Below are 12,132 nucleotides of genomic sequence, written 5' to 3'. Positions count from 1 at the left end.
CTGAGATGAGACGCTCATGTGCGAGCGGTGCGTTTGCGATTTTTCTTCTTCGGCGGTTCTGCCGTATGCTTTTTGAAGCCGAGCCAGAGGAAGAATGCGAGTGCGATGGCAAAGGCGACGAGACTCGTCATCTGTGCGGATTTGAACAGGCCAAGGACGAGTTCGTTGTAGTCGCCGCGCAGGTATTCGAGGAAGAAGCGTGCGGCGGAGTAGAGCATGATGTAGAGGGCGAATGCCTGTCCCTTCGCATGATTCGTCGCGCGAAAGATGAGGAGAAGTGCGAAGATGAAGACGTCAAGCTGGCATTCCCAGATTTCCGCCGGCCACAGGGGCTGGCTGCCGTAGGTATGGAAGGCGAGCGTCGTCTCGGGATAGAGGATGCCGAAAGAGGAGCCGGTTGGTGCGCCGAAGGCATCGCCGTTCAGAAGATTGGCCGAGCGGCCGAGCGCTTGTCCGAGGATGATGGCAGGCGCTACGATGTCGGCGAGCGCCCACGTGTCGATGCCGTGACGGCGCGTGTAGAGGATGCCGACGATGGCGCCGAGCAGCACGCCGCCCTGGATCGCCATGCCGCCCTGCCAGACGTTCAAAAGCTCCGTCAGGTGGTTTTGGTAGTAATCCCAATCGAAGAAGAAGACGTCCCAGAGCCGTGCGCCTAAGAGCCCCGCAATGCCGCAGTAAATGCCCATGTCGACGATGTGACTGTGGTAGCGCCCGTCCTGTTTGGCGAGGAAGTAGGCGACGCCCGTTGCCAGGATGATGCTGAGGCTTAGGATCAGCCCGTAAGCGCGCACGGGAAAGTCGCCGATGAAGAACAAGTATTGGTGCATGAGATGCGCCTCCGTTGAATCGTTATTTTTAGGCTACAAGGATTGTATCATTTTACGACTTGCTCTGTCTACTGTTTGCGATATTGTATTCACTGATGAAAAACACCCCCGGAACGGGGGCGTTTTTTGTATGGTGTCAGGGTGTAGGAATGAAGCGTGCACAGGTATCGTGACCACCGCTTAGAAGTTCCGCGCGCACGTTTTGCAGGCGGGAGAAGATTGGAGTGAAGAGGAGGCGCAGCTTGAAGCGCAGGAAGGAGTGGGAGTTGGAGCCAAAGATTGGTATGCGGTTGAGCGCATATTGGTCGTCGCCGGGATGGTCGAGCCCGTAGTTGACGGTGAACGCCGTGCGGTAGCCGGCTTCCCTTACGACACGCTGCACTTCGTCATTGTAAGCGCCGCAGGGGTAGGCGATGGAAGTGACCTTTTTATTGAGGTGCGATTCAATCGCTTTCTTGGAGTCGACGGCTTCGTGCTGCAACTCTTCAGCAGAGGAAAGCTCGCTGAGCGCGACATGGGTCATCGTGTGGCACTCGATGTCGATGATGCCCGAGTCCTGCATTTCTTGGCAGATTTCCCATGTGAGATAGTTCGGATAGACGTTCAGATAGTCCGTGATGATGAAGATGGAACCTTTAAGCCCGTATTTTTGCAGGATAGGGTAGGCGTTCTTGTAATTGTCGATATAGCCGTCGTCGAAGGTGAGGAGGATGGGCTTTTCGGGCAGAGGGGTGCCGTTTTCGAGGTGATCGGCAAGTTCGTTCGGCGTGATGGGATGGTAGCCGTTTTCGGCGAGATACTGCATCTGCGCTTCGAACTCGGGCGTACTCAACGTCAGGGCGTTGTGGTCACGGTCGTTGATCTGGTGATAGTTGAGAACGGGAACGCCGCCTTGGAAGCTGGTTGAGCATAGGTACGCTGCAGCGAGGAGCAAGACGAAGAGCGAAAGTATGATGGCAAGAATTTTTTTCTTTGAAGTATGCATTGAGAACACGTCCTTGGTTTGTATGATATAGGGGGTCACGAGAAGGTTCGTATGCGATACCCTCCAGTACACTATCATATAGCAGGGGATTTTCTCTGTCAAGATTGGAAAATCCTGCAAAGAAAAAGGCAGGACAGCGTGTCATGTGCTGTCCTGCCTTTTCTTTGCAGATTCCTGGAAAGAATGCTCTGGGCTTTCTCAGGTGATGGAGGCCTTATAGATGCCGTCGACAGCGGTCTTCAAAACCTTGTCAAACTCGGCGTCACTCTGGCTTGCGCGAAGATCCTGGGCGAGGGCGCGTGAGAAGCTGGCGATGAGGCCGCGATTCTTGGCAAGTTTCTCATTGGCCTCATCCTGCGGGTAACCGCCGCTCAAAGCGACGATGCGCACGACGTGCGGATCCTTCATGAGTTCTTCATAGAGATTTTCCTTCGTCGGAATCGTGACTTTGAGCATGATCTTGTCGGCAGCGGGAAGCTTCGCCACGTTCGCCTTGATTTCTTCGAGCATGATGGCTTCCGCTTCTTCCTTCTTGGCGCAATGGATGTCGACCTCCGGCTCTAGGATGGGGACGAGTCCCTTGGCGATGATTTCCTTGCCGACGGCGAACTGCTGCTCGATGACAGCCTTGATGCCATCTTTGTTCGCCTCCTTGATGACAGAGCGCATCTTCGTGCCAAAGATATGGCGCTCTACGGCGCGGTCGAGGAGGGCGGAGAGTCCGTCGATGGGCTTCATGAGCTGTACGCCGTCCTTCTCGGCGGCGAGTCCCTTGTCAACCTTCAAAATCGGCACGATGCCTTTCTTATCCCAAAGGTAGTCCGCCGTATAGAGGTCGTCGATCTTGCGATCCATCGTGTTTTCGAAGAGGATGGCCGCGAGAATCTGCTCCTTTGTGAACGAGGGGCTTTTGATGATGCGCGTGCGCATCTCATGAACGCGCGTGAACATCTCCTCGTCGTTGGAATAGGCGCTCTCATCGACGCCGTAAGCCTTCAGCGCTTTCGGTGTCGAACCGCCGCTCTGGTCGAGGGCGGCGATGAAACCCTTGCCGCTGGTCATGCGATTGAGCTGCTCTTGATTCATTTTGCATACCTCCTTAAATCGTTTCCAGTTCTATTATACCTCTATGTATGCAGAAAGTAAACGAAATTGAAAATAAATATTAAAATATAAAAATCGTGCAGAAAGCTGCTTTCTGCACGATTTTGAAAGAACGTTTATTGAGGCGGCGCACAGTTTGTAAAGCGTCTGAGCTTACTTCAAGAGCGCCATGACCTCTGCGGCCTTGCCGTCGGAGCCGAGGACTTCCTTGATCTTGTGCTCGACGAGTTCGCGGATGTAGTCGCGTCCCGGCGCGATGTACTGGCGCGGATCGAAGTGCTCGGGATGCTGCTTGAAGTGCTCGCGGATGCCCGCCGTCATGGCGAGGCGCAGGTCGGAGTCGATGTTGATCTTGCAGACCGCCGACTTCGCCGCCTTCCTCAGCTGATCCTCGGGAATGCCTACGGCATCGGCGAGGTTGCCGCCGTTGTCGTTGATGATCTTGACGTACTTGGGAATGACGGACGAGGCGCCGTGCAGTACGATGGGGAAGCCCGGCAGGCGCTTCTCAATCTCAGCGAGGATGTCGAAGCGCAGTTCGGGCGGCACGAGCACGCCCTGGGCATTCTTCGTGCACTGCTCGGGCTTGAACTTGAAGGCGCCGTGGCTCGTGCCGATGGCGATCGCGAGGGAGTCGACACCCGTGCTCGAGACGAATTCCTCGACCTCTTCGGGACGCGTGTAGTGCGCATCTTCAGCGGCAACTTTCACATCGTCCTCGATGCCCGCGAGCTGTCCAAGCTCACCCTCAACGACGACGCCATGCGCATGGGCATACTCGACGACGCGCTTCGTAAGTTCGATGTTCTCCTTGAAGCTCAGGTGCGAGCCGTCGATCATGACGGAGGTGAAGCCGTCGTCGATACAGGACTTGCACGTCTCGAAATCCGGGCCGTGGTCGAGATGCAGGGCGATGGGCAGATCCTCGCATTCGAGCGCAGCCTGCACGAGGTGCTTGAGGTAGGCGGGCTTCGCATACTTTCGCGCACCGGCGGAAGCCTGCAGGATGATGGGAGACTTCACAGCCGCCGCCGCTTCGGTGATGCCCTGAACAATCTCCATGTTGTTGACGTTGAAAGCGCCGATGGCGTAGCCGCCCTCGTGGGCTTTCTTGAACATTTCTTTTGTTCCGATGAGTGGCATGATCTCAACCTCCTATGAATAGATGATACTCGTTTACCACTCTATTATATCATAATTTAATGAAAGCGTCATGAATCTTTCGTGAAAAGAGAAAAATTACTGCAGATTTCGGGAAAAAAGGCGGACATATCTGCAGGCAGAGGCGCCTGTACAGTGATTTCTTCGCTGCTCGACGGGTGACGAAGGTGCAGGTGATGGGCGTGCAGCGCTTGACGGGCGATGCGATCCGTTCTGCCGCCGTAGAGGTCATCGCCGAGGAGCGGATGAGCGAGGTGCGCGAGGTGGACGCGGATCTGATGCGTGCGTCCCGTCGCCAGGCGAAGCGCGAGCAGCGAAAGCCCGCCGCGCTCTGCAAGCGTTTCATAGTGCGTGACGGCGCATTTTCCCGCAGGGGAAACCATGCGCTCGATGATGCTGCCGGGGCGGCGCGCGATGGGCGCGGCGATCGTGCCGCAAGGCTCGGGCAGTTTGCCTTCGATGACGGCGAGGTAGATGCGCTCGATTGCATTATGTGCGGACAAGAGGTGCTGCACGTGCGCCTCCTTGGCGATGAGCACGAGTCCGCTCGTCTGGCGGTCGAGGCGGTGCACGGGATGAAAGGCGTGCTTTTCGCCGTGCGCTTCGTAGTGAAAGAGCACGGCGTTGGCGAGTGTATGACTGTACTCACCACCCGTCGGATGAACGAGCATGCCTGCAGGCTTGTTGACGATGAGAAGAGCTGCGTCCTCATAGAGAATGTCGAGCGGAATGTTTTCGGACGCGATGCGGCTCTCTTCCGCCAGATGCCAGCAAAGTTCATCGCCACTTTTGATGCGGGTTCGTGCGGCGTTGGCGGGGAGGCCGTTCAGCGAGAACGTGCCCGAACGCCGCAGTTTCTTCCAGAGCGTCGTGGAGAAGCCGCACTCCTTTTGCAGAAACTCCCGAAGCGCCATACAAGTCAGTCCTTCCGGCACGATAAGCCGCGTCTTTCCCATGCAATCACTTCCTTTTCCAGCAATATAGCATGGAGAAGCATGGTTGTCCATTTGCATTTTGTATTTTTTTGTTTCTCGCTAGACGTGGACATGAAATTCTTGTATAATATAAGGCGGTCAAGCTCATTTCTTGAGATTTTGTAACGAATGACCATTCTCAAAGGACATTTTTGCTCGTGACATTTTTCTTGTCGACGGGCAATCTAGGAGGAAGTTATGGCTCTGATCGTAAAGAAGTTTGGCGGCAGCTCGGTTGCCACTACGGAAAAAATCAAAGCGGTGGCGCGGCGTGTCCTCGATGGCATGAAGCCCGAGGACAAGGTCGTCGTCGTCGTCTCCGCCATGGGAGACACGACCGATGATCTCATCGAGCTGGCGCGCGGCATAGACAAGAATCCGTACCATTATGCGCGTGAGATGGATATGCTGTTGACGACGGGCGAGCAAGTTTCCATCGCGCTCTTGGCGATGGCGTTCTGCTCGATGGGGCATAAGGCGGTCTCTTTGACGGGCGCGATGGTCGGCATGGGCACGAACTCCGTGCATACGAAAGGACGCATCGTAGGTATAGAGCCGAAGCGCGTCGAGGAAGCGCTCAATGAGGGAAATATCGTCGTCGTTGCAGGATTCCAGGGCGCTGACTCCTTCGGTGATCCCGTGACGCTCGGACGCGGCGGCTCAGATACCTCGGCTGTGGCTCTTGCGGGTGCTCTCGCTGCGGACAGCTGCGAGATCTTCACGGATGTGGACGGCATTTACTCTGCCGACCCGCGCCTCGTCCAAGGTGCACGCAAGATGCAGGAGATTACTTACGACGAGATGTTGGAGATGGCGCGCCTTGGCGCGGGCGTCATGCAGCCGCGCTCCGTGGAGATGGGTAAGCACTTCGGCATTCCCATCCATGTACGCTCGACGTTTACCGAGAAAACCGGCACGATGATCAGGGAGGCTTATACAATGGAAGAGAAGGATTTTGAAATCAGGGGGCTGGCACACGACGACAAGGTGGCAAAACTTGCCGTCATGGGTGTGCCGAACCAGCCGGGCGTCGCACATTCCCTCTTTTCTGCGCTCGCTGACGCCAATGTGAGCGTGGACATGATCGTGCAGAGCGTGCGGAACATCGAGCATAACGTGACGGACATGGTCTTCACGGTCGCCGTCGACGATCTCGAAACGGCGCGTGAGATCGTCGAGGACGTCAAGAAGAAGCTCAACGCCGTGTCGGTTCTCGTCGAGGAGAACGTCGCGAAGGTTTCCATCGTCGGCGTCGGCATGCTCGGCAACCCCGGCATCGCGGCGCGCATGTTCGGCGCCCTGCAGAAGGCAAACGTCAACATCGACATCATCAGCACGTCGGAAATCAGCATTTCCTGCTTGATCACGAAGGACAAGCTCAAGGAAGCGGCGAACGCGATCCACGACGAGTTCTTTCCGCGCGATTGAGCGGGAAAGATTCGATGAAGAAATAAGGGAGCGCCGATACATCCGGTGATTCCGCAAGAAACAAGGCGAGAGGGAGGCTTCATATAAAATGAGCACGAAGATGGCAGCATCGCATACGGAAAACAAGGTTCTGAACGACGTGATTTTTGCCGCGAGCGGCGCGGCGACGGCGGCGGCGAAGGAGCATGGGGCAGAGAAGATCACGAACGCCACGCTGGGTGCGATCTTTGGTGAGGATGAAAAGCTCGCCTGCATACCGACGGTCGAGAAGGTGCTGCGCGAGCTGCCGATTCCCGAAATCATCGCCTATGCGCCCGTCGCGGGTCTGCCTGCATATCTTGAGAGCGTGAAGGACATCGTCTTCGGCAATCATCGGCCGGAAGGCTATGTCGAGGCCGTCGCGACGGCAGGCGGCACGGGCGCCGTCCACCACGCGATCGAAAACTACTCGGAGATCGGCGAAGCCGTGCTCACTGCCGATTGGTTCTGGGGCCCTTACAACGCGCTCTGTCAGAACATCGGGCGGCGCTTGGAGACATTCCAGCTTTTCGACGAGGGGCTCGCCTTCAATGCCGCCGCTTTCACGGCGAAGGTGGAGGCGCTTCTCGAAAAACAGGATTCTCTCCTCATCATCCTCAATACGCCTGCGCACAATCCGACGGGCTATACGCTTTCCGATGAGGATTGGGATGCGGTTCTTGCGACCGTAAAGGCTCATGCGAAGAAGGGCAAGCGCATGAGCGTTCTCGTTGACATCGCCTACATCGAGTACAGCGGCACGAAGGAGGAGACGCGCGGCTTCATGGAGAAGTTCGCGCATCTTCCCGAGAATGTATTCGTCATGTTCGCTTTCAGCATGTCCAAGGGGTATACGTTCTACGGACAGCGCACGGGAGCAATCGTCGGTCTTTCCGCAAGCCGCGCCGTCATTGAGGAATTTTCGGACGTCAACAAGTTTTCGAGCCGTGCGACATGGTCGAACATCAATCGCGGCGCGATGGCGCTCCTGGCAACGATTCAGCAGGATGCGGCGCTTCTCGCCGCGTACGAGAAGGAGCGTGATGCGCTCTATCAGATCGTGCGCTCGCGCGGTGCGCTCTTCATGAAGGAGGCGCAGGCCTGCGGACTCAAGGCTCTGCCGTACAAGGCGGGATTCTTCCTCGCCGTGCCTTCGGAAGATCCGCAGGCTGTGGCGGACAAGCTGCATGACGATCTCGTCTTCGCCGTTCCCTTGAAGCGCGGCGTGCGCATCGCCGTCTGCGGTGTCGCCACGAAGAAGATCGAGGGGCTTGCCGCGAAGGTCAAGAAGGCATGGGATTTCGTGGGCAAGTGATCCTTGCTCGTTGATGCAGGCACGCAAAAAGGAGCTGCGCTGGGCAGCTCCTTTTTCTTGTGTGCGATTATTTTTCCAGAACCTTCTTCATCGTCGCGACGACGTTTTCCTTCGTGAAGCCGAACTTCTTGAAGAGGACGCCGGCGGGGGCGGAAGCGCCGAAGCCGTGCATCGTGACGGTCGCACCATCGAGTCCCGTGTAGCGTTCCCAGCCGAAGCCGGCGGCCGCTTCGACGGCGACGCGGGCGCGGATGGATTTCGGCAGGACGCTTTCCTTGTATTCAGCGGATTGCTGCTCGAAGACGTCAATGGACGGCAGGGAGACGACGCGCACGGCGATGCCGTCTTTGGCAAGTTCTTCCTGCGCCTCGATGGCGAGCGATACCTCAGAGCCGGTGGCGATGAGGATGCCCTGCGGCGCCCCCTTCGCTTCGGAAATGATGTAGCCGCCCTTCAGGGCTTCCTTGGAGCTTCCTGCAAGCTGTGGCAGATTCTGGCGCGTGAGCGCGAGGACGGTCGGCGCATCCTTGCTCGTCACGGCGCTGTACCAAGCGGCGGCCGTTTCCGTCGCGTCGGCAGGGCGGAAGACGTTGACGTTCGGCGTCGAGCGCAGCATGGCAAGCTGCTCGATCGGCTCGTGTGTCGGGCCGTCTTCGCCGACGCCGATGCTGTCGTGCGTGAGCACGTAGACGACGGGCAGCCCCATGAGCGCGGCGAGGCGCAGCATGGGCTTCGTGTAATCGCTGAACACGAAGAAGGTCGCGATGTAGGGCAGGACGCCGCCGTGCAGCGCGAGGCCGTTGGCGATCGCCGCCATGCCGAGTTCGCGCACGCCGAAGTGCAGGTTACGTCCCGCACGATCCGTGCGGCTGAAATCGCCTGCGCCGTCCATCACGGTCTTGTTCGATGGCCCGAGATCTGCGCTGCCGCCGATGAGCTGCGGCACGATTTCCTTGAGACGCTGGATTATCTTGCCTGACAAGGCGCGTGTCGCGGCGGGCTTGTCCTCGTACGCCCAGAAATCCTCGCTCTTGAGCAGCGCTGCAGCATCGACAGGCGCGTGGAACGCATCCCAGCGAGCCTTCTCCTCGGGGTACTTCGCGCAGTAGGCATCAAAAAGCTCGTTCCACTTCGCCTCAAGAGCCGCTCCCTCAGCGGCGAGCTTCTCGTAATGTTCGTAGACGGCGGCAGGAACGCAGAAGCTCTCGGCAGGATTTTCCCAGCCGAGGTTTTCCTTGAGCGCGCGCAGGTTTTCTTCGCCGAGCGGTTCGCCATGGGCGCTCGCCTTGCCTTCTTTGGCGGGGCAGCCGAAGCCGATCTTCGTTTTGATCGTGATGAAGGACGGCCGCTTCTTGTCTGCCTTCGCCTCTTCGATCGCCTTGCCGATGGCGGCGAGATCCGTGCCGTCCTCGACCGTGAGCGTCTGGAAGCCGAAGGCCGCCATGCGCTTTTCCACGTCTTCGGTAAAGGCGAGGTCGGTGCCGCCCTCGATGGAGATGTTGTTGCTGTCGTAGAGCACGATGAGCTTGTCGAGCGCGAGCGTGCCCGCGAGCGAGAAGACTTCGGAGGAGATGCCCTCCATCATGCAGCCGTCGCCGCCAAGGGCAAAGGTGTAGTGATCGACGATGGGGAAATCCGGCTTGTTGAAGATGGCGGCGAGGTGCGCTTCAGCAATCGCCATGCCGACCGCCATGCCCATGCCTGCGCCCAGAGGCCCTGTCGTGGCTTCCACGCCCTTCGTATGACGGTACTCGGGATGGCCGGGCGTCAAGGATCCGTCCTGGCGGAAGTTCTTGAGGTCGTCGAGCGTCAGTCCGTAGCCGAAGAGGTGCAGCAGGGAATAGAGCATGGCGGAGCCGTGCCCGGCGGAGAGGATGAAGCGGTCGCGGTTCGCCCAGTTTGGATTCTTGCCGTTGTGCTTCATGTGGTGCGCCCAGAGTTCGTAAGCGATCGGGGCTGCGCCGAGCGGCAGGCCCGGATGGCCGGAGTTCGCCTTCTGCACGGCGTCCGCCGAAAGTGCACGGATCGCATTCACACAGGTGGTGTCGATATTGCCCATAGATTTCTCCTCCTTGAAATCGTCGTTTGTTGACCTCTTTCATCATACATGATTTATTTGGAAATGTATAGCGTGAGAGGAAAGTTTTGCAGAAAGTCATGCTGCAAGATACTGCGTCAGCGCTTGTTGAGAAGCGCGATGGAGAACAGGATCAGCACGACGCCGACCGATTCGGTGAGTCCGAAGGGGACGGCGAGCAGCGCGGTGGAGAGGAGTACGGCGGACAAAGGCTCGATGGAACTCAGGATGCCGATGGTGCTCGGCTGGATGTATTTGAGGCTTTCGAGATATGACCAAAAGGCGATGACCGTACCGAAGAGGACGACATAGATGAATACGGCGACGGAGGCGGCGTCCAAGACGCCGGCGAAGTTCCACGGTGCGCGAAAGGGCATGAGCAGGAAACCGCCGAGGAGCATCGCCCAGCCGATGATGAGAGGCGAGCGGAAATTGTCCAGCAGCCATTTGGGCTGTATGGTGTAGATGGCAGCGCAGAAAGCGGAAGCGACGCCCCAGAAGAGAGCGATGGGCGGGATGGCGAGAGTCGAGAGACTGCCGCGCGTCAAGATGAGGAACGTGCCGACGAAGGCGAGCAGCACGCAGCCGCTCTCGCGCAGCGACGGCAGGCTGCGGCTCTTCAGGGCGAGCCAGAGGACGACGATGATCGGCATCAGGTACTGCAGGACGCTCGCCGCTGCCGCGTTGCCGTGCTCGATGGAAGAAAAGTACGTGTACTGCACGCCGAGCATGCCGAACAGGCTGAAGAAGAGAAGCCGCTTCGCCGCCGTGCGGTTTCGCCAAACGGAGAAGATGCTCTCGCGGTTCTTTGCCGCATCGAGCAGCAGAAGCAGTATGCCTGCGAGCGTCATGCGCATCATGACGAGCCATTCGGTGGAAAATCCTTTTTGCTGCAGCAGGAATTGCGCGGCAACGCCCGAGCCGCCCCAGAGCAGCGCGCCGAGCGCCACGAGCGCGACGCCTTTTTTCGATGGATTCATGGTATTGCTCCTTGTCTTTCGTTTCGTCTCTGACTATAGCATTTTTGGGGGTAAAAGAAAAGGGAGCAGAAGCGTAGGTTTTTAGGAAGCTGGGAAGGCAGATAAAATGATGTCGTGAAGCCGGGCAGCGGAAAGTTTATGCGCGCTTGCTCACGCCGATGGGATGAATTTGACAGGCCGATATGCTATAATGGAAGCGCAATATCGGATGCGGGGTAAGGGGAGGCATCCAAACATTCTTGGCAGTCAAGAAAGGGAGGATTCGCATGAAACTCGTAATCACGGAGCCGCTGGGGATCTCGGAGGCGCAGGCGGAGGCGCTGAAAAAGGAGTATCTGCCTCAAGAACTTGAAATGGTCTACTGCAATACGCCGCCGCAGGACGACGCGGAAAAGGCGGCGCGTGCCAAGGGGGCAGAGCTTGTCATGCTCGCGAACATGCCGTTCAAGGAAAACGTCCTGCAGGAGCTTTCGGACGTCAAGTTCCTGAGCGTCGCCTTCACGGGCGTCGACCATGTGGCGATGGACTACTGCAAGGCGCATGACATCGTCGTTTCCAACTGCTCGGGCTACGCCAATGAGGCGGTCAGCGAGCTTGCCATCGGCCTGGCAATCGGACTCTACCGCAAAATGCTTGCTGCAGATGAGGCGGTGCGTGCGGGCAAGACGCGCGCCGGACTTCTCGGCATCGAGCTTTCGGGCAAGAAGTTCGGCGTCGTCGGTGCAGGCGCCATCGGTAGGCGCACGATCGCGCTCGCGCAGGCGTTCGGCTGTGAGGTGTACTACTACAACCGCAAGGAGGCGAAGATCGACGGGGCGAAGTATGTGAGTCTCGACGAGCTGATGGAAATCTCGGACATCGTTTCGCTGCATGTGCCGCTGACGGCGGAGACGAAGGGTTTGATCGGCGAGAAAGAAATTGCCAAGATGAAGAAGACGGCGATTCTCATCAATACGGCGCGCGGTCCCGTCGTCGACAGCAAGGCTCTGGCAGACGCCCTCAAGGAAGGCCGCATCGCGGGTGCGGGCATCGACGTCTTCGAGGGCGAGCCGCCGATCGCGGGCGATCATCCGCTGCTTCATGCGCCGAACGTCATCCTCGCGCCGCACGTCGGCTTTGCGACGCAGGAGGCGATGGAAAAGCGTGCCGTCATCGCCTTCAAGAATGTGCAAGCGTACCTTGCGGGCAAGCCGCAGAACGTGATGTAAGGGCGCAGATTTTTAGCAGATTTTTATAGGAAGCGTGCAGAAGCTATGGCTC

Annotated in this window: 10 protein-coding genes; 3 read left to right on the top strand and 7 right to left on the bottom strand. The window is 58.1% G+C overall.

What is annotated here, in order from left to right:
• Positions 1-14 precede the first annotated feature (14 nt).
• The 5 genes from lgt to OL236_RS05855 form a co-directional block, all read right to left on the bottom strand.
• On the bottom strand, positions 15-830 hold the full coding sequence (lgt, locus tag OL236_RS05875) for a prolipoprotein diacylglyceryl transferase (RefSeq protein WP_265071687.1): 816 nt from the start codon (positions 828-830) through the stop codon (positions 15-17).
• Positions 831-966: 136 nt separating this feature from the next.
• Positions 967-1,815: a polysaccharide deacetylase family protein gene (locus OL236_RS05870; protein WP_265071686.1), complete on the bottom strand. Its 849-nt coding sequence runs from the start codon at positions 1,813-1,815 to the stop codon at positions 967-969.
• 198 nt (positions 1,816-2,013) lie between these two features.
• Complete coding sequence (locus OL236_RS05865) at positions 2,014-2,901, bottom strand: fructose bisphosphate aldolase (protein ID WP_265071685.1); 888 nt, start codon at positions 2,899-2,901, stop codon at positions 2,014-2,016.
• 171 nt (positions 2,902-3,072) lie between these two features.
• Positions 3,073-4,062 carry a class II fructose-1,6-bisphosphate aldolase gene (gene fba, locus OL236_RS05860; protein WP_265071684.1) on the bottom strand — a complete coding sequence of 330 codons (990 nt, stop codon included), beginning with the start codon at positions 4,060-4,062 and terminating at the stop codon, positions 3,073-3,075.
• A 68-nt stretch (positions 4,063-4,130) separates the two neighbouring features.
• Complete coding sequence (locus OL236_RS05855) at positions 4,131-5,036, bottom strand: RluA family pseudouridine synthase (protein WP_265071683.1); 906 nt, start codon at positions 5,034-5,036, stop codon at positions 4,131-4,133.
• Positions 5,037-5,252: 216 nt separating this feature from the next.
• Between OL236_RS05855 and OL236_RS05850 the strand changes: the two genes are divergently transcribed.
• Positions 5,253-6,482 (top strand): aspartate kinase, encoded by a 1,230-nt coding sequence (locus OL236_RS05850; protein ID WP_265071682.1) that lies wholly within the window; start codon positions 5,253-5,255, stop codon positions 6,480-6,482.
• A gap of 88 nt (positions 6,483-6,570) precedes the next feature.
• On the top strand, positions 6,571-7,815 hold the full coding sequence (locus OL236_RS05845) for a pyridoxal phosphate-dependent aminotransferase (protein WP_265071681.1): 1,245 nt from the start codon (positions 6,571-6,573) through the stop codon (positions 7,813-7,815).
• 67 nt (positions 7,816-7,882) lie between these two features.
• On the opposite strand, the gene tkt is transcribed toward OL236_RS05845, so the two are convergent.
• Both tkt and OL236_RS05835 read right to left on the bottom strand, forming a co-directional pair.
• Complete coding sequence (gene tkt / locus OL236_RS05840) at positions 7,883-9,874, bottom strand: transketolase (protein WP_265071680.1); 1,992 nt, start codon at positions 9,872-9,874, stop codon at positions 7,883-7,885.
• Positions 9,875-9,990: 116 nt separating this feature from the next.
• Complete coding sequence (locus OL236_RS05835) at positions 9,991-10,872, bottom strand: DMT family transporter (protein WP_265071679.1); 882 nt, start codon at positions 10,870-10,872, stop codon at positions 9,991-9,993.
• A gap of 266 nt (positions 10,873-11,138) precedes the next feature.
• On the opposite strand from OL236_RS05835, the gene OL236_RS05830 reads away from it, so the two are divergent.
• Positions 11,139-12,080 (top strand): 2-hydroxyacid dehydrogenase, encoded by a 942-nt coding sequence (locus OL236_RS05830; RefSeq protein WP_265071678.1) that lies wholly within the window; start codon positions 11,139-11,141, stop codon positions 12,078-12,080.
• The last annotated feature ends 52 nt before the right edge of the window (positions 12,081-12,132 follow it).

This window comes from Selenomonas sputigena (genome assembly GCF_026015965.1).
GTDB lineage: Bacteria > Bacillota > Negativicutes > Selenomonadales > Selenomonadaceae > Selenomonas.
This window is presented reverse-complemented; position numbering and strand designations above follow the sequence as displayed.